Consider the following 19,557-nt stretch of genomic DNA (forward strand, 5'->3'; position numbering starts at 1 on the left):
AAGCGAACTCTTCATCATTGAAGAAGCTGGTTCGCCAGACAATCCTCACGGGTTACATCCGCAAAGGTCTGAATACTGGGATGGCGCAGGGTGTGATGATGAGTCAGCTCCATATATTGCACTTTGACTCCTATTCGCGGTTCCACCCAGGTGGTCTCCGCACTGCGCTCGGGTACATTATGGAACGGTCTGTCCTGCCTGATCAGAGGCTCGACTTGATGTGTGAGTTCCCGCCACGTATTGGAGTTCAATTTGCCAGTCCCGACATGACCAATATAGACAAAATCAGGCCCATCATATACACCGACCGCGACGGCATTCACAATACCGCTCCGGTACGTGACTCCCCCGATCATGGCATATACGTCATGCATGATTTTGACTTTCTGCCAGCGCTGGTCCTTGCCCTGTATGCCATAACTGCTGGTGAGATCTTTGCAGACAATGCCTTCCATCTGATGTTGTCTCATGACCGTAAGCAGGGAAGCGGCATCAAGTGTATTGGTGACCTCCTGAACATGGGGAGCGGTGTTAAGCACCTCGTGCAACAGGCGCTGTCGATCTGCCAAAGGCTGATCCGTCACCCATTTCCCCTCATAGAACAGGATATCAAATACCATATATGTGATCGGAATCTGATGTATGGCTTGGGCGATACCTTCGGGTCTGCTCATCCGATCCCGCCGCAGAACGTGATAAAACGAAGGTTTTCCGGTATCCGGGTCCAGCGCAATAACTTCTCCATCCAAGATATAGGAGGAGCCTGAACACAGATTGCGTGGTGTTACCAGTTCGGGATACTGTGCGGTTCGATCATGTAATCTGCGATTCACCAGGCGCAGCTCATGCCCATCCTCATAGGCAAGCATGCGGACTCCATCCCACTTGACCTGGGCAATCCATTGCGGCCCTGTGGGCAAAGTATCTCTGGATATGGGTTCGAACGGAATCAGCGGTTTGAACATGGGGAACTCCTCTCTCGCACTAACCAGTCGGCCCAGGTTAATTCGGAATTTAGTTATATTTTTTGAAAGCGGGACTTCATATGATGCACCAGAATGAGCAGTAACGGAAGTGCTATGCCACAGGTCAGATCCCAATCAATCCAATAGGGAATAACGACCTTGAGATAAAAGTTCTCGTTCGGAGAGATTAGAATAGACATGGCGAGAATAAGCATGGCACCCGGCAGGATCAGAGAACGGTGACTGGACAAGCGGAACAGGTGAGCGACGCCCAGGACAAAACCGTAGAAGAACAGAGCGGCTTTGAAGAAAACAGCGATAATCCAGACCGATGCTATGAAGGCTTCGATGCGTTGCATAAAGTTTCCGATATTGATCTTCTGTGAAAGGTTGAATGAAGCGAACCAGTGATGCTGGGTCATCCATGGTCCCATGACGAGCAGACACATACTTAGCGTCAGTGTGAGTAACAATCCGCCAATCATCCCTGCTAACAGAATGTCCTTCTCCAGATGGGGCTCATTTTTAGTGTAGGGAAAAAACATCATGAAGATGCATAGCTCACAGTAGGGATAGGTGAGTACAGCAACAAAACCTTTGAATGGATCAAGAAACCCTTGTGCCAGCACAGGTTGGATGTTGGCCAAACGTACATGGGGGATTAGACACACCGTCAGAATAAGCAGAAACAACACGATCAGAGGAAGAAAGACCTCAGCAGTTTTACCAATGCTCTCCAGACCCGACAGAAGTCCCCAGACAAGCGCACACATAAAAACCAAATGCAGAATCAGTAATGGAGATTCCGGCAAGATCTGAGTAGACATAAAATCGCCAATCTCCCTAATGAACGTTGAGGTACTGATCAGGAAATAAAAGAGATAAAAAGAGCCAAACAAGGTTCCGATCCAGGGTCCCAGAGTTCGAAGGGCATTTTGAATCAGATTTAACCGGGGATGCAGTTTGTAGGCAACTAGCATAATGAAGAGTAATCCCAAGCCCCCTGCGACTCCCAATAAGGCTGATAACCAGGCATCCTGATGAGCGTAGGATGTGATCATGGAAGGGAAGACCAGAATCTGCTCCCCAATTGTGCACAGGAACATGAGTGAAGCGAGCTGTCTAACAGTCAAACGTCCCTTTTCGATCATGAGGTATCTCCTTAACATATCTTGTCTATGTATTGGTTAGAATGCACCAATTGTGTCACTTTTATAAAAGCCAACTCAAAAAGCCCGGGTAACTGATCTCTCTGTGATGTAGAGAAATCAGTTACCCGGGCTTATTAAAATGAGGTTAAGCAAACATATTGTAACGCCTAAACTAAATCAGTTCGCAGTTGTCAGACGTATACGAATATTTTGTGGGTCTACCGTAAACCAGGTACCCTCCACTTGGGTAACGACTGCACCGGATTGACGCAATTGCTCAAGTGCCTGATCCAATTGTTCCTGTGTGGCGTACACAATGGTGAAGTAGTCAATTCCTGTAGCGTTATCTGGATTAACAGGTGCGTTCACTCCCGCCCAGATATTAAGTCCCAGATGATGATGATAGCCACCTGCGGATACAAATAGTGCTGACATGTTGGCGAAGTTACCCACGATATCAAAACCGAGTATGCCGGTGTAATAGTTGCGTGCTTCTTCCAGGCTGCGGACGTGGAAATGTACATGACCAATAACGGTGCCAGTAGGCAGACCCTGCCAAGGTTCATTCTCCGAGATGGCAAACAGGCTTTCCACATCAACAGGATCACTTGCCATCACGTAGTTATTGTCGCTATCCCGTTTCCAGGTATCACGTGCACGGTCGGCATAGATCTCAATCCCGTTCTGATCGGGATCGGAGATATAGAAGGCTTCGCTGACCAAGTGATCGCCTTGGCCGATATCGATACCGGATGCAGCCAGATTACGAAGAGCAAGACCCAGGGACTTGCGGTCAGGCAGCAGGATGGCGAAATGATACAAGCCAGCGTGTGAGCGTTCCGGCAGGGTAATTCCATCCGTGAGCTCTTCCAATCGCAGCAGGGACTGTTTTCCGTCGGCTGTCAACGTGGCCACTTTGCCACTACGCTCCAGTAATTTTAATCCAACCACTTCGGTATAGAACTTAATTGAACGGTCTAGGTTCATAATTCGCAGACTCACTTCACCCAGATGGGTTGTGGCAGGGATTTGATATGTTGTATTCATGATTATATCCTCCTGATTATGTGATTATAGATAATAAGGCTTAGCGTTTGGTTGTTTGTATGCGTTGAAAACGGATTATTAAATTGCATACTGTTGAAGTAGAATTACAGGGTGACTGTATATTCATAAATAAGTTACTTTTCATAAGTTAATATAAAATATAAATCAGCTTTCGTCAATCGTATTTTGCAATTATAGCTGGAGTTTTATTGACTAGAATTGCTTCTATAGTTCTGTAAAACAAAAAAATCCGACTGTAAAGCCGGACTTGAGTTGAACGCATTACACAAGCATATAACGGAATCGGTCTTGCCTTAGCGACATTCAAACTTTTGGTTTGGTTGTCGCCTTTTTTCTTTTGGCTGGTGCAGCAGGTGTATCGGATTCTCCTCCGGCAACCGCTTGAGCAGGCGTTTTTCGCGGTGCGCGTTTCTTAGGCTTGGCCGTTGTTGTCCCAGGGTCAGCCGGAATAGGCTTCACGGCCTCGATACTTGCCTGCAAGGCAGCCATCAAATCCATCACATTAGCTTCAGGTTTGGCTGGAGCAATCTTGATTTCTTCGCCTGCCACTTTGTGCTGGATAAGATCCAGCAGTTTGCTGCGGTAGTCATCGGTGTATTTACCGGGTTCAAAAGGTGTGGACAATTGATCAATCAGCAACTTTGCCATCGTGAGTTCCTTTTCATTCACGTTCTGCACTTCCGGCAAGTTAGGCACCTGGGAGACAGGACGAATCTCGTCCGGATAGAAAATCGTCTCCATGGAGAGGCAATCTTCCAGCACGCGTATGGCAGCCAGGCTGCTCTTCGAGCGAATGGAGATTTTGGCGATGCCAATTTTGCCGGTATCCCGCATGGCGTTCATCAAGAGCTGGTAGGCATTTCCACCAGCCTGATCGGGCGATAGGTAATATGTTTTCTGGAAATAGATCGGATCAATCTCAGTCAAGTCGACAAAATCCAGTATGGTAATGGTTTTGCTGGTGGAATCATTTAACGCTTCCAATTCATCTTTCTCGAAGAGTACAAACTTTCCTTTTTCATATTCATAACCTTTGGTGATCTCTTCCCACTTCACGTCCACTTCACAGGATGGACATTGACGAACATAAGCGAGCGGGCTGCCGCAGACTTTATGGATATAGCGCATGGAGATGTCTTTGTCTTCGGTAGCCGAGAACATTTTGACAGGGACATGCACAAGGCCAAAACTGATTGCACCTTTCCAGACGGTATGCATAGGTCGGCTCCTTTCAAAAGGTTGTTCAAAAATTTCCGCTTTTGATTACGAATCACCGGACTTTTTGAACACGGATTTATATTTAATAGTATGGGCATCTGGTGCAAGGGATAATCGTCTTGTAGACGAACGAATTCGTATGGTTCGGCGAGACTCGGGGATGATAACAGAAACATGCTTCGGATTCCAACAGGAAGATGAGCATGGGATAAGTAAAGTAGTTATTCTCGCAGCACATATGCCGGGAGGTGCAATATTGAAGAACAGACGTGATGAGGAAGAAGCTCACAAGCATGCATTTTCTCCGTATCCTCTTGCCAAAGCCGAAAGTGCTGAAGAATTCTATACACCTGCTACAGCTGTAAACTGGGAAGCGGTCACTTCAGAAGAATTGCCCCTTGATCGGGAGTCGTTCATGCTCGACATTGACCGGATGGTGAATGAAGGGTTAGGCGGGGGACAGGTTACGGAAGATAACGGTTATATTGGTGAAAGTACAACAGATAGCATGGTTCGAGAATCACATGATGATCCGGAAGGGGAGTATGAATAAGATGATGGATGCAAAGCGCGCCAAAGCGATCTATGATTCGAAGGATACCATTGCCGTTACACTGGAGGGAGATCCAGTCTGGATCGAGAATGTGGATGAAGCCAATGGCATGGCAACCGTTCAGGTTGGCAGCAGGCCGGGAAATACCCAGACGGTTCGTGTAGATCGTTTGGAGGAGTAGATACAAGTAGCATATCGTTATTGAGGAATTAGAGAATGAATAAACGCAGAAATATATGTATAACACGGCCGGTACCGGGAGGTGCCGGTTTTTTGGTTTTTCCTAATAGGTGTCTGAAACTTCGAAGGAAGCGAGTTTTGAGACATGTCTAATAATGCATGTTATATTTCCGCTCGCCTCCTTGGATGTTGCGGGGGAAGAAAGGGACCGATATAATAAGGTTCAAAGTGAACTCAGGCGGCTGGACCGCCAAAGGTGGGGCGAATATTGAATCAGACGCACGAGCAGTGGGTGTATCAATCCCATGGCATTGCAGATACAGAAGCACTCGCTTCCGCACTCGCCAGTCAGGCAAACGCCGGCATGGTGATTGCTTTGGATGGTGATCTGGGCGCGGGAAAAACGGCATTTTCACAGAAATTTGCCTGGCATTTGGGTGTACGTGATGTGGTAAGCAGTCCCACATTCACGCTAATTAAGGAGTACGAAGGGCGTTTGCCTTTATATCACATGGATGTATATCGCATATCGCTGGAAGAAGCGGATGAGCTTGGACTTGATGAATATTTCTATGGAGCCGGAGTCAGTCTGGTGGAGTGGTCGAGTATCATTCCCGAATTGCTGCCGCAAGAGCATTTGCATGTGCAGATTGACACAACGGGCCTGGAAGATCGAACGATTACGCTGGATGGGTACGGCGAGACTTATGCAGCCATGTGCCGACAGTTCAGACAGAATGGAGTCAAATGATGATGGAAGATTTACAAAAAGAGCCGCGTCAGCGGTTTTTGGCGTTGGATACATCCACCGCAGTGATGGCAGCTGCGATGATGGAAGATCATGCGCTTCTGGAAGAACGCAATGAACGGGCTGAGCGTAACCATTCGGTACACGTCGTACCGGTGATGGAGCAGCTGCTGGCCGCCAGCAACACACAGCCTGGGCAACTTGACGGCATTGCCGTTGGCGTTGGCCCAGGCTCGTACACGGGCATCCGCATTGCGGTGACCGCGGCGAAGACACTGGCCTGGGCGTGGGACATCCCCGTAGCCGGGGTGTCCAGCCTTCAGGCCATCGCCTGGGGCGGCTGGCACAGCGGCCTTGCCGCCAAGGCGGAAGCTGCGGCAGAAGATGCCGCAGCAGGGGCTGGCGGAACGCCATCCGCGGACCAGGGCAGCACAGGTGCTGCCCCTGTCCACTGGATCGTTCCGCTTGTGGATGCACGGCGCGGTCAAGCGTGCACCGCGCTGTTTGCCTCCGCCGGGAGCGATGCGCCCCGGCGTCTGGCGCCTGATGCCATCCGCAAGATGGACGGATGGCTGGAAGCCCTCGCCGCCCGCATGGCGGAGGCGGCGCCGGAAGAGCGGCCCGTAGCCGTCTGGATCGTCGGTGAGACGGGCCCTCATGCTGCGGCAGCGGCGGAGCTTCGCTGCCCCGCAGGAACGGCGCTCCAGCTCGTACCTTATGAGCTGGAAGGCCGCTGGGTTGGGCGCCTTGGCGCCGCCGCGCTGCTTGCAGGTCAGCGTGATGACGTGCATGCGCTGGTGCCGAACTACACCCAGTTGTCTGAAGCGGAAGCCAATCTGCTGCGCAAAGGCTAAAGGGGGAGGGGAAGCAGATGGACAATGTGGCGAATAATAAGCAGGAAGCAACGCTTCAGTTCAGGTTCATGACACTCGCGGATATTCCCGATGTGATGGAGATTGAACATGAGGCCTTTACCCTGCCCTGGACGGAAGAAGCATTTCAAAATGAATTGACACACAATCATTTTGCTAAATATATGGTGATGGAATTAGAAGGAAAAGCCATCGGCTATGCAGGTATGTGGACAATCATGGATGAAGCCCATATTACCAATATTGCAGTCAGAGGCGCGTACCGTGGACGCAAGCTTGGCGAAAAGTTACTGGATGAATTAATGAGCACAGCGGCTTATCTCGGGATGGAACGAATGACGCTGGAGGTCAGAGTCTCGAACAGCATTGCTCAGCGTTTATATCAGAAAAAAGGGTTTGAATCGGCGGGTCTTCGTAAAGGGTATTACTCCGATAATGGGGAAGATGCGATGATTATGTGGGCGAACTTACCGTCTGCAGGCCGGAGCGGCGAAGAGGAAGGAAGCGTACTGGATTCATGAACGAACTCAATGAAAAAATAAATTCTGCACCATCCTATATTTTGGCGGTGGAGACAAGCTGTGATGAAACATCGGTAGCAGTAGTCAAAGATGGACGGGAAGTGCTGTCTAATCTGATCTCAAGTCAGATCGAGACGCATAAGGCATTTGGTGGTGTTGTACCTGAAGTGGCTTCACGCAAACACGTTGAAGTCATTACGTTGATGCTGGAACAGGCGATCGAACAGTCCGGCATTCGTCCACGTGATCTAAGTGCAATTGCCGTAACACAGGGGCCTGGGCTGGTCGGAGCACTGCTGGTGGGTATCGTTGCGGCCAAAACGATGGCGATGGCACTGGGCAAACCGCTCATTGGTACACATCATATTGCGGGGCATATCTATGCCAACCGACTTACTCATGAACTGCAATATCCGGCTATGGCACTGGTCGTATCTGGTGGACATACAGAACTCGTGCATATGGAATCCGAGGGTAAGTTCAAACTGATTGGTCGTACACGTGATGATGCTGTAGGCGAAGCGTATGACAAAGTAGCACGTGCATTGGGTTGTCCTTATCCGGGTGGCCCGCATGTGGACCGAATGGCATCTGAAGCGGAGGATGTAGTGCCATTACCACGGGTATGGCTGGAAGCAGGTTCGTACGATTTCAGTCTCAGTGGTCTGAAGTCTGCTGTACTGAATGTGCTCAACCAGGCCAAAATGCGCGGAGAAACCTTGGAGCCGTCTGCGGTTGCACGTGGTTTCCAGGAAGCTGTTGTTGAAGTACTGGTGGAGAAAGCCGTTAGAGCAGTTCGTGAATATGGTTCACGTCAACTGTTATTATGCGGTGGTGTTGCAGCTAACCGGGGGTTACGCTCGGCATTACAGGAGCGATGCACGAAGGAAGGGCTTGAACTGTTAATCCCGCCAATGGAATATTGTACGGATAATGCGGCCATGATAGGAGCAGCTGCGTATCTGAAATGGCAGCGGGGAGAAATTGCTGAATTTGATGCGAAGGCAGATCCGGGACTTTCTCTGGAGGAATGGTCCGTTCAGTCCTTATAGAGGTTGTTCAAAAAGCCCGCTTTTGATTACGAATGATGCCTAGCGGCATCATCAGCATCGAATATGGGATTCAGCCGAAATGTCCGTTGCTCACGTAGTTTTGACTACGCTCCGCTACTCCATTTCTAGCTTCATCCCATCTTCTCGGTACTGAAAACCGATCTTTTTGAACACGCACTTATAGTTTATATAAACAGGCAGTTTGAGATTAAGAGTTGACAGCAGGGATGTAAAGAATGTATATTTAGTTACAAATTTAAACAGGAATTCAGATTCCTGAACTGATAAACGCGATGAACAGGAATAGTAAGGTCATTCCCGGTCTTAGAGAGCTGCGGTATGGTGCAACGCAGTCGAAGGAAACCTGAAACTCACCTGGAAGCGGAACGATGGAACACGGTGACTCCCCGGGAGAATCCGAAGGCCGATCATGGCCCAAAGTACATGGTTACGGGTTGCCTCCGTGAATGGGCCGTTGTCGGTAGGACCGTTATTACAAGGATCAACTGACGATAACTGAGGGGGCTTTCAGGCTGCTTCAAGTGATCCGGATATGCGAAAGCATTCAGGGGTTGTCTTGAATGAACAGGAAGGAAGTCAACAAGAGTGGTACCGCGAAGGTGAACAGCCTGTCGTCTCTTGCATTATTGCATGAGGTGGCAGGCTTTTTTGATTTTCAAAATAAGGATGAATGAAGTTAGGTCATATTATAAATGTGATGAACGGGAGCAGTAGAACGATAAAGCGCTCAGAGAGCTGCGGGGTGGTGCGACGCAGTGGCTGGAATCCTTCGAATCTCGCCCGGGAACGGAGTTGTGGAAGCGTGGGGACGATATCAATCGCCCAGTTGTCCTGATGGACAACAACATGTGTTACACAGCAACGGTTAACCCCCGTTATAGGGTGTTTCTCCGAATTCCAGTGGTGTCGTGCGTGTACGTACATCCAGTGGATTTCGGAGACGACGAGGTGGATGGAGTCCGGCGCAAGCCTGGCCCATCAAGCGAGAGTGGTACCGCGGAGGGGATAATAACCCGCCGTCTCTTATATGAGATGGCGGGTTATTTGTGTTTGCTGCCGGCAGCAGGGTGGGCATGGGAAGAACCATATGGAGATTGAAAAATCAGAAGGTCAGGGTGTAAGTCGACGTACACTCTGTCATGAAGGTAAGCAGGATATACAACGAACGAGTAATGAACATTGAACAACAAGTATAGGCACTAAACATTCAACAGGATTTATAAAAATTTGATGGAGGTTGATGGATATGACAACAACTAATAACAAACGCATGATTGAGATTTTTGATACAACGCTGCGTGATGGAGAACAGGCACCGGGAGCAAGTCTGCAGCCCGAGCAAAAGATTGAACTGGCACACCAACTGGCTTCTCTGGGTATCGACGTCATTGAGCCTGGATTCCCGATCTCCAGTCCAGGTGAGTTCGCGGCGGTTCAGGCGATTTCGAGACAGTTGCAGAACGTGGAGATCTGTGGATTCGCGCGTGCGGTCAAAGGTGATATCGATGCAGCTGTTCAAGCAACAGCGGATGCAGCACGGCGCCGAATTCACCTGTTTATCTCTTCTTCGGATATTCATATTGAGCATCAACTGCGGCGTCCGCGCAGTGAAGTGGTGGCTACCGCTCGTGAGATGGTATCTTATGCACGCCAGTTCACGGACATCGTAGAGTTCACAGCCATGGACGCTGCCCGTACCAAGATGGACGATTTGATTGAAATGGTTGAAGTCGCCATTGAAGCTGGAGCGAGCATTATTAATCTGCCGGATACGGTCGGTTATGCCCTGCCACATGAGTATGGCGAGATGTTCCGCCGGGTGCGTGAGGGTGCAAGAGGCGGCGATCAGGTTCGCTATAGTGCCCACTGTCATAATGATCTGGGCCTGGCCGTAGCCAATAGCTTGGCTGCGATTGCCAATGGAGCTACCCAGATTGAAGTAACCATCAATGGTATCGGAGAACGGACGGGGAACTGTGCACTGGAAGAGCTGATTATGGCGCTGGAAACTCGAGGAGACGCAATTGGTGCAACGACGAACATTAAGCTGAATCAGCTGTATGAGACTTCACGTCAGATTAGCCGTGCGATGCACTTCCCGATTGCGTACAACAAACCAGTGGTGGGACGTAATGCATTCCAGCATGAATCTGGCATCCATCAGGATGGTCTGCTGAAGAATCGGAGCACCTATGAGATTATGGACCCGGAAGCGCTGGGTATCCCACGCAGCATGATTATTCTGGGCAAACACTCCGGTCGTCACGCCCTGAAGGATCGGGTTCGCAAATACGGTTTTGAGCCGGATGAGCAACAGATGGAGCAATTGTATGAGGTGTTCAAAGAAACCGCAGACCAGCAAAAAGTGGTCAGTGACGACCAGTTATTACAGATGGTTAGCCAGACTATGAATATTCCTGCACAGGACTATGAACTGGTTGAATTGCAGGTGACAGCGGGCAGTATGACGGATCGAATGGCCGCCGTTCGCATTCGCACAAGCGCTGGAGAACAATCTTACTCCGCTGTTGGCGGTGGACCCGTGGATGCAACCATCCGTGCGATTGGTCAGAGCATTTCCGATGATATTGCATTTGTAGATATGGAGATGCATGCCTTGAGTGGTGGAGAGGGTGCAAGTGCAGAAGCTGTAGTTACCGTGGAGCGTGCAGGACGTGAGTTCCGGGGAACAGCAACACATAATGATATCGTCATGGCTGCCGGTTTGGCGTATGTAGCGGCTTGTAATGCTGCTGGGCTGAAGGCCGAGTCTTCCGAACATCATGAACAAGAAGCACATGCGTAAAACATCTTTTGCCAGATCGCATCTACAGCGGCAATAGTAGCAATTGCAATTCGATGTAAATATGCATGGCATATAGTAAATAAATGACGGGCAGGCCTTGAACGACAAAGGTCTGCTTTTGTCTTATTATGGAGGTACATTGAGGAGTGGAAGGATGCATTTGTCAAGGTGTGACTATAGTTATCCACATATCCAGTGTGATTTGTGGGTAACTATCCCAAAGCCAAACCAGCATAGTTTTCGAAACGAAAAGGGTTTAGGGGATAGAATGACTCCTTACTATCCACAAAGTTGTGGATAAAGTGGATAACTTGGTGGATAAATATGGTTTTTGTGTGAAAAATGCTATTCTACCGCTGTATAATTAAGCTTATTAATGTGCTTGCTGTCTTGCTTTCTTGTGGATAAGTGTGAGGGACAGGGGGATAAAAATATTTCTCTTCATTCGAGTAAATTTGACAAAAGTCAAAACAGCTCCCCTAACCTCCGTATGTTAGAGTTCAATCTCAAGGAACATAAAGAACATAAGGTGCATAGCTTCAATACGCATCCTCAACAAACAAAAAGCTGATCCCAATAAGGAATCAGCCGGTGGTACTACTATAATTGTATGACGCGATCAAGCCATGGTCTGAGTCTGTACTATTCGTCACTATTCCATAGCTAGTTCTTCCCAGTCCTCGTAGGCTTTGGTGAGTTCTGCTTTGTGTTCCTCCGATTGTTGCTGGAGTTCTTGCAGCTTCATATAATCCTGATAGATTTCAGGCAGAGCCATCTGTGCCTCAAGTTCGGTAATCTTTGTTTCCAACTCTGCAATCTGTTGTTCCAGAGCTTCCTGCTTGCGTTGTCGGTTGCGCTCTTCACGCTTCGCCTGTTTTTCCGCTTCGAATGAAGCCGCTCCGGATTTTTCGGTTGTGGCTGTGCTCAGATCGGATTTGGACGAGTTCTTGGCTGAAGCCTGACGTGCCTCAGCAGCTTCACGTGCGATGTCCTCAAGCTCCTGTTTTTTCTCCACATAATCATCGTAATTACCGAGATATTGTTCTGTGCCGCCTGGATGAAGTTCAACAATGCGTTCAGCCATTTTATTGAGGAAATACCGGTCATGGGAGATGAACAGCAGGGTGCCTTCATAATCCATTAATGCCGCTTCCAGCACTTCTTTGGCAAACAGGTCGAGATGGTTCGTAGGCTCATCCAGAATGAGCATGTTGGCTTCCTTCAGCATCAGCTTGGAGAGAGACACACGTGCCTTCTCACCGCCGCTGAGGGAGGAGATTTTCTTGAGCACATCGTCACCGCTGAACAAAAAGTTCCCCAGTACGGTCCGAATGCGTGCTTCTTCCATCCCGGGATAGGCACTCCACAGTTCTTCCAGAACCGTGTTGGACGGATTGAGCCCAGTCTGTTCCTGATCATAATAGCCAATCTGCACTTTTGTTCCCCATTGGATCTCCCCGCTTACCGGACGTAAACTTCCCGTAAGACACTTCAGCATGGTGGATTTACCAATACCGTTTGGTCCAATCAGAGCAACCGTTTCCCCGCGTCGCAGATCGAAGGATACGTTGCGGAACAATGGAGAAGCCTCGTCATAAGCGACAGACAGCTGATCCACTCGAAGCACTTCCTTGCCTGACATAACGGCGGTTTCGAAGGAAAAATGGGCTTTTTTCAAATCTCCCATCGGTTTATCAAGCCGCTCCATTTTGTCGAGGGCTTTGCGCCGGCTTTGCGCCCGTTTGGTCGTCGAAGCACGTACAATGTTTTTCTGGACAAAATCTTCCATCTTGGAGATTTCGCCTTGCTGTTTCTCATATTGCTTCATCTGAGTTTCATATTCGGCAGCTTTGAGTTCCATATAACGGCTGTAATTGCCCGTATATTTTTTGGAGCGGTGACGTTCGATCTCAACGATGGTCGTTACGAGTCGATCAAGGAAGTACCGGTCATGGGATACCACGAGCAGTGCGCCTGAATAACCTCTCAGATAATCTTCCAACCAAGTAAGGGTGGCGATATCGAGATAGTTGGTAGGCTCGTCCAGCATGAGCAGATCAGGTGCCTGAAGCAAAATACGAGCAAGCGCAAGGCGTGTCTTCTGCCCGCCGCTCAGAGTAGCAATGGGAGTGTCTGGCGAAAATTCGCCGAATCCCATCCCGTGCAGTACGCTGCGAATGCGGGTTTCCATCTCATAACCGCCATGGTCCTTGAACCAGTCGGAGCGTTTCGCATAACGTTCCAGCAGGTCAGCATACTTTTTCTCGTCTTCCATCTGGGCAGGGTCGGCAATATCGCGTTCCATCTGACGCAAATCAGCTTCAGCCTGTGTCAGGTGAGCGAAGACGTTCATCATTTCTTCCCAGATGTTACGGTCGGATTGCAGCCCGCTGTTCTGAGCGAGGTAACCGAGCGTCGTTTCTTTGGACTTGAAAATCTGTCCTCCGTCATAGGACATTTCACCGGCTACAATTTTGAGCAAAGTGGATTTCCCGGCACCGTTTACACCAACGAGGCCGATGCGCTCGCGTTCTAATATTTGTAAGTTCACGCCGTCCAGGATTGGATCGACACCAAAACGTTTGATAATTCCGGATACTTGCAGCAGCATAAAATTAAGTTCCTCCATAGGTCCAGTTCTTGATATGACAACTATATCCCAGTTTACATGAAATACAGAGCAATTGCACCGATTGGGAACGCATGGGGCATGTAGTCTTTTTGATCAATCAATGATAAACTGAAAGAAGGCATGTTATTACATGAGGATTTTGCAGAAAATGAATCATTTTAACCATTTCAACAAGATGACAACTGGTCATAACATATAAATTGTTTTTAATGAGAGCTTTTTTCTACCTTCCCTATCAACAGGAGGTTATTCAAGGATATGCAGGATCATGCGGAACTGAAAAGTCAGCTTCGATCCAGACTGAGACAGAGCCGTGATCTGATGGATGCAAGCATGCATCAGCAGGCGATGACTAAGATTAACGCTGGAGTGAAGCGGGAGCTGGAGCGCCTTAGACAGGCCAAGAGCAAGGTTGTGAACAGACCACTCGTCATATTCAGTTATTTGTCCTATGGAAGCGAAGCGTCCACAGCTTTTCTGTTTCAAGAGGGCTGGAATCATGGAGATGTGATGTTTGCACCAAAAGTGTTGGCGAATCCACCTCGAATGGAGCTACGGCGAGTGACTGGAGAACAAGATCTGGAGCCAGGCATATGGGGGATACCCGAACCTAAGGATTCCTGTGAAGTCCTGACGCCTGATGATTGGCCGGATATCGATCTCATATTGGTACCGGGGCTTGGTTATGATCTCCATGGCGGGCGTATTGGTTATGGCGGCGGTTATTATGATCGTTTTGCCGAGACGCTTGCAGCAACATGTGTGATGACGGGCAAGAAACCGATGATGGCTGCGATGGTATTGCCGGGTCAGCTACAGGAGGAGATCCCGATGGACCTGCTCGATCTGCGGATTGATCTGTTGATAACAACCGAAGGTATATTACATATCGAATAAAGGGTTGTGATGTGATTGAGTTCAGAAGTGAACAACGGCCAGGCTTCCGGTGGTAAACTGACCCATTTTAATGAACAGGGGCGGGCCCGGATGGTTGATATTTCAGGTAAGGAAATTACCGTACGTACGGCTGTGGCCGTAACCAAAGTGACGATGAATCCAGATACACTGGAAGCGATTCGGGAGGGCCGAATCGGCAAAGGTGATGTTCTGGCTGTGGCTCAGATTGCCGGGATTCAAGGCGCGAAGAAAACGTCGGACTGGATTCCGATGTGCCATCCGCTGGCACTGACGGGTGTGGATATTCGTTTTCATGATAACGGAGTGGATGAATTACACATTGAAGTTACTGTCAAAACCGAAGGCAAAACGGGTGTTGAGATGGAGGCGCTCACGGCTGCCTCAGCTGCAGCACTGACGGTCTATGACATGTGCAAGGCCATGCAAAAAGATATGATTATCGGTCCAACCATGCTGAATTCCAAGAGTGGTGGCAAAAACGGTGATTACAGCCGATAGGCAATATTTATTTTCATAGAGGAGAAGGGTGATCTTTATGGTGTGGAGAACAGCAATCCTGACAGCCAGTGACAAAGGAGCCCGCGGGGAACGTGAGGATACGAGTGCACAAGTCATTCGGGAGCTGGTGGAAGAAGAGCTGGGTGGTCAAATCGTGGAGTACCGTATCGTTCCGGATGAACCCGATGAGATTATTGCGGCTTTGATTGAGATGACGGATTATTTTCACGCCGATCTGGTGCTGACTACCGGTGGCACGGAGCTGGCCATTCGTGATATTACTCCGGAAGCGACCCGGCGCGTAATTGAGCGGGAAGTTCCCGGGATGGCAGAGGCCATGCGGTACAGTGTAATGAGCAAAAATCGTTCTGCAATGCTGTTCCGCGGGGTATGTGGCATTCGTGGACGCACGCTGATTGTGAATCTGCCAGGTACACCAAAGGGTGTGCATGAACATCTGGCGGCCATTATGGATCAGCTTCCGGAAGCGCTGCTGATGGTTACGGGTCAGTTCAAGCAATAATCCAGCACGGACTCTGGGGCAAGATATCCGATTAGCCATGAACCGGTGTTAGATTGTTCTAGTGACATCTCTTATCTTATTTGTGAATTTTGCGGGTTATGTAAGTGGTTACATCTATGGTATGATGGGCTTAAATTAAGAACGCAGCAGAGACATCTATGAACATCTGGCCGAGTATGCGCATCTTCGAAGCTTGAGACGAGGAGGAATATCAATGTTTAGTTCCATTGGACCAACGGGCTTTATTTTGCTGGCCGTGATTGCATTGTTGTTGTTTGGACCCAACAAACTTCCGGAACTGGGACGTGCAGTTGGGCGTACCTTCCGTGAATTCAAAGAGGGCGCTCGCGAGATTATCTCTGAGGATGACTCGTCCAATCGCAAAGAGCAGGAGAAGGCGAAACCGTTGGCGGCTGAGAGCACACCTGCAGACAAGCCTGCTGATAAACGCCTGCCGGAATAATCTTGACGGCAATGAAAGAGAAATCCCTTCCTGCCGGAAGGGTTTTGTATTTTAAGCTGGCAATAATGGGGGGCAGGCATGACGCAGCAAATGGAAGAAATGTCGATTACGGAACATCTGAGCGAGCTGCGGAAGCGGCTGATCTACGTATTAAGTATTTTTGTGCTGGGACTGATTGCAGGATTTTTTGTGGCGGACCCGGTATACCAATATCTGACCAAGGCAGAGTCGGCAAAAGGTTTTGTATTACATGCCTTCTCGTTCTGGGACGGGATTGGCATCTATATGAAGATTGCAGGGTTGTTCTCACTTATTATTACACTGCCGTTTACGGTGTATCAGATCTGGAAGTTTGTTAGTCCAGGGCTAAAGCCGCGCGAACGAAAAGCAACGCTGAAGTATGTGCCCTATGTGTTTCTTTTATTTCTGACAGGTATGGCTTTCTCGTATTACGTTATTTTTCCGATGGCACTCGCCTTCACGACAGCGATTACGGAGAAGATGGGGCTTGTGGAGACCTACGGGATGAAACAGTATTTCAGCTTCCTGTTTGGCATTGTGCTGCCTGTGTCCCTGTTATTTGAACTTCCTTTACTTATTATGTTTCTGACAGGACTGCGGATTCTGAATCCAATTCGTCTTCGCAAGATGCGCAGAGTCTCTTACTTTGTTCTGATCTTCATTGCAGTGGTCATTACACCTCCAGACTTTATATCAGATCTGCTTGTGATGATTCCCTTGCTCTTGTTATATGAGATCAGTGTGTTATTATCCGCAATCGTATATCGCAAGCAGCTTGCAGCCGATGAAGAGATCGAATCCCGCTACGTTCGTGCCGAGGATAAGAAACATGCGGGCTGAATGAGGATAAGCTGTAATGTGCCCGGAAAAGACGGTATGTTCTTATCCGGGCTATTTCTGTAGACTGCCGACCAACACGACAGGACAAGCAGGCATATTATGTTCAACAATGGATACAATGGGGAAGGGACTGTCTGTTAACGTTGCAGAAGGGTTAAACAATTTCGTAGAATAAGATTAGTGAATTGCAACATAGAACCAGGCACAGCGGGTGTAATTTGGCTATGATTATGTAAATTCAACGTAAATTCTCGCAGGAATTCGTCAAAAGGACTTGAAATCATGCTTCAAGTTGAGTATCATAAAGTTGGTTGTTAGCACTGAACACTGTCGAGTGCTAATACATATGGCTACAACCTACAATGTAACGTTATATAATTTCAAAAGGAGGCTATTTTTCATGATCAGACCTTTAGGTGAACGCGTATTGGTAGAACCACTGGAGCAAGAACAAACAACTTCTTTCGGGATCGTACTCCCGGACTCCGCCAAAGAAAAACCGCAAGAGGGTAGAATCATTGCAGTTGGTGCTGGAGTATTGAAAGACGGCGTACGTGTAGCTCTGGAAGTGAAAGAAGGAGATCGCGTTATTTTCTCCAAATATGCCGGTACAGAAATCAAATTCGAAGGTAAAGAATATTTGATTATGAAAGAAAGCGATATTCACGCGATTCTCGACTAATTCAAATTTAATCGGATAACCGAACCATATAGCACGACCATTTTCCAACAAAAACTAGGGAGGTTTTCTTAACATGGCTAAAGACATTAAATTCAGTGAAGACGCTCGTCGCTCCATGCTTCGTGGTGTGGACGCATTGGCTAATGCAGTAAAAGTAACACTCGGTCCTAAAGGCCGTAACGTGGTTCTGGAGAAAAAATTCGGAAGCCCACTCATCACTAACGATGGTGTAACCATTGCTAAAGAAATCGAACTGGAAGATGCATTCGAGAACATGGGTGCACAACTGGTTAAAGAAGTAGCAACAAAAACCAACGATGTTGCCGGTGACGGTACTACAACAGCAACTGTATTGGCGCAAGCGCTGGTCACAGAAGGCCTGAAAAACGTAACTGCAGGCGCTAGCCCAATCGGTATCCGTAAAGGGATCGACAAAGCGGTTAAAGCTGCGGTTGCTGAATTGCAATCCATCTCCAAACCAATCGATTCCAAACAATCCATCGCACAAGTTGCAGCAATCTCTGCAGCTGACGAAGAAGTAGGCGAACTGATCGCTGAAGCTATGGAAAAAGTAGGTAAAGATGGCGTAATCACAGTAGAAGAATCCAAAGGATTCGCTACAGAACTTGAAGTGGTTGAAGGTATGCAATTCGACCGTGGATACATCTCTCCTTACATGATCACAGATACGGACAAAATGGAAGCTGTTTTGGACAATCCGTACATCTTGATCACAGACAAAAAAATCTCCAGCACGCAAGATATCTTGCCATTGCTTGAGAAAATCGTTCAACAAGGCAAACCGCTGGTATTGATCGCTGAAGATATCGAAGGCGAAGCACTGGCTATGCTGGTTGTGAACAAATTGCGTGGTACATTCAATGCTGTAGCTGTTAAAGCTCCAGGATTCGGTGACCGTCGTAAAGCAATGCTGCAAGACATCGCTGCCCTCACTGGTGGCCAATTGATCACGGAAGAACTGGGTCTGGACCTGAAATCCGCTGTTGTGGAACAACTGGGTACAGCTCGTCAAATCCGCGTAACAAAAGAAAACACAATCATCGTTGACGGTGCTGGTAACAAATCCGATATCGATGCACGTGTTAGCCAAATCCGTACACAATTGGAAGAAACAACTTCCGAGTTCGACAAAGAGAAACTGCAAGAGCGTCTGGCTAAATTGTCCGGCGGTGTAGCAGTAATCAAAGTTGGTGCGGCTACTGAAACAGAATTGAAAGAACGCAAACTTCGCATCGAAGATGCCCTGAACGCAACTCGCGCAGCGGTTGAAGAAGGTATCGTATCCGGTGGTGGTACAGCGCTCATGAACGTATATAGCGCGGTTGCGGCTGTAGCTCTGTCCGGTGACGAGCAAACAGGCGTAAACATCGTCCTGCGTGCTCTGGAAGCACCAATCCGCACAATCGCAGCTAACGCTGGCGAAGAAGGTTCCGTAATCGTGGAACGTCTGAAAAAAGAACAAACAGGCATCGGCTTCAACGCTGCAACTGGCGAGTGGGTTAACATGATCGAAGCTGGTATCGTTGACCCTGCGAAAGTAACTCGTTATGCATTGCAAAACGCGGCTTCCGTAGCAGCTATGTTCCTGACTACTGAAGCAGTTATCGCTGACAAACCAGAACCAGCAGGTGCTGGTGGCGGAATGCCTGATATGGGCGGTATGGGTGGAATGGGCGGCATGATGTAATAAAGGTGTAAAAACCTTTAAAGCATCATGTGCCTGGCAGAGTGAATTCTCGTTACGATGTGACAAGAATTTGTGAAGCAGTCACTGTTACAAATTATAAATAATACAAAAACCACT

Annotated in this window: 19 protein-coding genes and 1 other annotated feature; of the genes, 14 read left to right on the forward strand and 5 right to left on the reverse strand. The window is 48.5% G+C overall.

Annotation, left to right across the window (positions count from 1 at the left end):
- Window positions 1–14: 14 nt before the first annotated feature.
- The 4 genes from MHH92_RS06545 to ku form a co-directional block, all read right to left on the reverse strand.
- The gene (locus MHH92_RS06545; RefSeq protein WP_339189165.1) at window positions 15–965 is read right to left on the reverse strand and encodes an ATP-dependent DNA ligase; all 951 of its coding nucleotides are present in this window, start codon (window positions 963–965) and stop codon (window positions 15–17) included.
- A gap of 53 nt (window positions 966–1,018) precedes the next feature.
- Window positions 1,019–2,116 (reverse strand): GerAB/ArcD/ProY family transporter, encoded by a 1,098-nt coding sequence (locus MHH92_RS06550; RefSeq protein WP_340902745.1) that lies wholly within the window; start codon window positions 2,114–2,116, stop codon window positions 1,019–1,021.
- Window positions 2,117–2,293: 177 nt separating this feature from the next.
- Window positions 2,294–3,163, reverse strand: coding sequence for a VOC family protein (locus MHH92_RS06555; RefSeq protein WP_339189162.1), 870 nt, complete (start codon window positions 3,161–3,163; stop codon window positions 2,294–2,296).
- 324 nt (window positions 3,164–3,487) lie between these two features.
- Complete coding sequence (ku, locus tag MHH92_RS06560; protein ID WP_076251464.1) at window positions 3,488–4,402, reverse strand: non-homologous end joining protein Ku; 915 nt, start codon at window positions 4,400–4,402, stop codon at window positions 3,488–3,490.
- A gap of 256 nt (window positions 4,403–4,658) precedes the next feature.
- Between ku and MHH92_RS06565 the strand changes: the two genes are divergently transcribed.
- From MHH92_RS06565 to MHH92_RS06595, 7 genes are all read left to right on the forward strand, one after another.
- The gene (locus MHH92_RS06565; protein ID WP_076209630.1) at window positions 4,659–4,955 is read left to right on the forward strand and encodes a hypothetical protein; all 297 of its coding nucleotides are present in this window, start codon (window positions 4,659–4,661) and stop codon (window positions 4,953–4,955) included.
- 4 nt (window positions 4,956–4,959) lie between these two features.
- Entirely contained in the window at window positions 4,960–5,136 is a 177-nt protein-coding gene (locus MHH92_RS06570) for an H-type small acid-soluble spore protein (RefSeq protein WP_026081228.1), read from the forward strand.
- Window positions 5,137–5,403: 267 nt separating this feature from the next.
- A complete protein-coding gene (gene tsaE, locus MHH92_RS06575) occupies window positions 5,404–5,886 on the forward strand; it encodes a tRNA (adenosine(37)-N6)-threonylcarbamoyltransferase complex ATPase subunit type 1 TsaE (RefSeq protein ID WP_340902746.1) in 483 nt (160 codons plus the stop codon).
- 2 nt (window positions 5,887–5,888) lie between these two features.
- Window positions 5,889–6,737 (forward strand): tRNA (adenosine(37)-N6)-threonylcarbamoyltransferase complex dimerization subunit type 1 TsaB, encoded by an 849-nt coding sequence (gene tsaB, locus MHH92_RS06580; RefSeq protein ID WP_036611559.1) that lies wholly within the window; start codon window positions 5,889–5,891, stop codon window positions 6,735–6,737.
- Between the two features lie 17 nt (window positions 6,738–6,754).
- Window positions 6,755–7,276, forward strand: a complete 522-nt coding sequence (gene rimI, locus MHH92_RS06585; protein WP_036668955.1) for a ribosomal protein S18-alanine N-acetyltransferase — start codon at window positions 6,755–6,757, stop codon at window positions 7,274–7,276.
- A complete protein-coding gene (gene tsaD / locus MHH92_RS06590; RefSeq protein ID WP_036611272.1) occupies window positions 7,273–8,328 on the forward strand; it encodes a tRNA (adenosine(37)-N6)-threonylcarbamoyltransferase complex transferase subunit TsaD in 1,056 nt (351 codons plus the stop codon). The genes rimI and tsaD overlap by 4 nt, the downstream gene beginning before the upstream one ends.
- Window positions 8,329–9,037: 709 nt before the next feature.
- Window positions 9,038–9,376, forward strand: a binding site (T-box leader).
- Between the two features lie 219 nt (window positions 9,377–9,595).
- Window positions 9,596–11,155, forward strand: a complete 1,560-nt coding sequence (locus MHH92_RS06595; protein ID WP_036668956.1) for a 2-isopropylmalate synthase — start codon at window positions 9,596–9,598, stop codon at window positions 11,153–11,155.
- Window positions 11,156–11,807: 652 nt separating this feature from the next.
- On the opposite strand, the gene MHH92_RS06600 is transcribed toward MHH92_RS06595, so the two are convergent.
- Window positions 11,808–13,766 (reverse strand): ABC-F family ATP-binding cassette domain-containing protein, encoded by a 1,959-nt coding sequence (locus MHH92_RS06600; RefSeq protein WP_340902747.1) that lies wholly within the window; start codon window positions 13,764–13,766, stop codon window positions 11,808–11,810.
- Window positions 13,767–14,045: 279 nt separating this feature from the next.
- On the opposite strand from MHH92_RS06600, the gene MHH92_RS06605 reads away from it, so the two are divergent.
- The 7 genes from MHH92_RS06605 to groL all read left to right on the forward strand — a co-directional run bounded on the left by MHH92_RS06605 (window position 14,046) and on the right by groL (window position 19,440).
- Window positions 14,046–14,684: a 5-formyltetrahydrofolate cyclo-ligase gene (locus MHH92_RS06605; protein ID WP_340902748.1), complete on the forward strand. Its 639-nt coding sequence runs from the start codon at window positions 14,046–14,048 to the stop codon at window positions 14,682–14,684.
- 15 nt (window positions 14,685–14,699) lie between these two features.
- Window positions 14,700–15,203 (forward strand): cyclic pyranopterin monophosphate synthase MoaC, encoded by a 504-nt coding sequence (gene moaC, locus MHH92_RS06610; RefSeq protein ID WP_223869015.1) that lies wholly within the window; start codon window positions 14,700–14,702, stop codon window positions 15,201–15,203.
- A gap of 37 nt (window positions 15,204–15,240) precedes the next feature.
- Window positions 15,241–15,726, forward strand: coding sequence for a MogA/MoaB family molybdenum cofactor biosynthesis protein (locus MHH92_RS06615; RefSeq protein WP_017690080.1), 486 nt, complete (start codon window positions 15,241–15,243; stop codon window positions 15,724–15,726).
- Between the two features lie 214 nt (window positions 15,727–15,940).
- Window positions 15,941–16,189 carry a twin-arginine translocase TatA/TatE family subunit gene (gene tatA, locus MHH92_RS06620; RefSeq protein ID WP_036668966.1) on the forward strand — a complete coding sequence of 83 codons (249 nt, stop codon included), beginning with the start codon at window positions 15,941–15,943 and terminating at the stop codon, window positions 16,187–16,189.
- A 78-nt stretch (window positions 16,190–16,267) separates the two neighbouring features.
- Window positions 16,268–17,050 (forward strand): twin-arginine translocase subunit TatC, encoded by a 783-nt coding sequence (gene tatC / locus MHH92_RS06625; protein ID WP_017690078.1) that lies wholly within the window; start codon window positions 16,268–16,270, stop codon window positions 17,048–17,050.
- A gap of 400 nt (window positions 17,051–17,450) precedes the next feature.
- Window positions 17,451–17,732 carry a co-chaperone GroES gene (gene groES / locus MHH92_RS06630; protein WP_017690077.1) on the forward strand — a complete coding sequence of 94 codons (282 nt, stop codon included), beginning with the start codon at window positions 17,451–17,453 and terminating at the stop codon, window positions 17,730–17,732.
- A 73-nt stretch (window positions 17,733–17,805) separates the two neighbouring features.
- Window positions 17,806–19,440: a chaperonin GroEL gene (gene groL / locus MHH92_RS06635; protein ID WP_340902756.1), complete on the forward strand. Its 1,635-nt coding sequence runs from the start codon at window positions 17,806–17,808 to the stop codon at window positions 19,438–19,440.
- Window positions 19,441–19,557 lie beyond the last annotated feature (117 nt).

The organism is Paenibacillus sp. FSL M7-1414 (genome assembly GCF_038003195.1).
Classification (GTDB): domain Bacteria; phylum Bacillota; class Bacilli; order Paenibacillales; family Paenibacillaceae; genus Paenibacillus; species Paenibacillus amylolyticus.

Excerpts from the sequence above, each read along its gene's own strand:
- tatA (WP_036668966.1), top strand. The coding sequence starts at position 15,941 with ATGTTTAGTTCCATTGGACCAACGGGCTTTATTTTGCTGGCCGTGATT.
- tsaB (WP_036611559.1), top strand. The coding sequence starts at position 5,889 with ATGGAAGATTTACAAAAAGAGCCGCGTCAGCGGTTTTTGGCGTTGGAT.
- groES (WP_017690077.1), top strand. The coding sequence starts at position 17,451 with ATGATCAGACCTTTAGGTGAACGCGTATTGGTAGAACCACTGGAGCAA.
- MHH92_RS06570 (WP_026081228.1), top strand. The coding sequence starts at position 4,960 with ATGGATGCAAAGCGCGCCAAAGCGATCTATGATTCGAAGGATACCATT.
- MHH92_RS06600 (WP_340902747.1), bottom strand. The coding sequence starts at position 13,766 with ATGCTGCTGCAAGTATCCGGAATTATCAAACGTTTTGGTGTCGATCCA.
- MHH92_RS06550 (WP_340902745.1), bottom strand. The coding sequence starts at position 2,116 with ATGATCGAAAAGGGACGTTTGACTGTTAGACAGCTCGCTTCACTCATG.
- rimI (WP_036668955.1), top strand. The coding sequence starts at position 6,755 with ATGGACAATGTGGCGAATAATAAGCAGGAAGCAACGCTTCAGTTCAGG.
- MHH92_RS06555 (WP_339189162.1), bottom strand. The coding sequence starts at position 3,163 with ATGAATACAACATATCAAATCCCTGCCACAACCCATCTGGGTGAAGTG.
- MHH92_RS06605 (WP_340902748.1), top strand. The coding sequence starts at position 14,046 with ATGCAGGATCATGCGGAACTGAAAAGTCAGCTTCGATCCAGACTGAGA.
- MHH92_RS06545 (WP_339189165.1), bottom strand. The coding sequence starts at position 965 with ATGTTCAAACCGCTGATTCCGTTCGAACCCATATCCAGAGATACTTTG.
- ku (WP_076251464.1), bottom strand. The coding sequence starts at position 4,402 with ATGCATACCGTCTGGAAAGGTGCAATCAGTTTTGGCCTTGTGCATGTC.
- MHH92_RS06595 (WP_036668956.1), top strand. The coding sequence starts at position 9,596 with ATGACAACAACTAATAACAAACGCATGATTGAGATTTTTGATACAACG.
- tsaD (WP_036611272.1), top strand. The coding sequence starts at position 7,273 with ATGAACGAACTCAATGAAAAAATAAATTCTGCACCATCCTATATTTTG.
- groL (WP_340902756.1), top strand. The coding sequence starts at position 17,806 with ATGGCTAAAGACATTAAATTCAGTGAAGACGCTCGTCGCTCCATGCTT.
- MHH92_RS06615 (WP_017690080.1), top strand. The coding sequence starts at position 15,241 with ATGGTGTGGAGAACAGCAATCCTGACAGCCAGTGACAAAGGAGCCCGC.
- tatC (WP_017690078.1), top strand. The coding sequence starts at position 16,268 with ATGACGCAGCAAATGGAAGAAATGTCGATTACGGAACATCTGAGCGAG.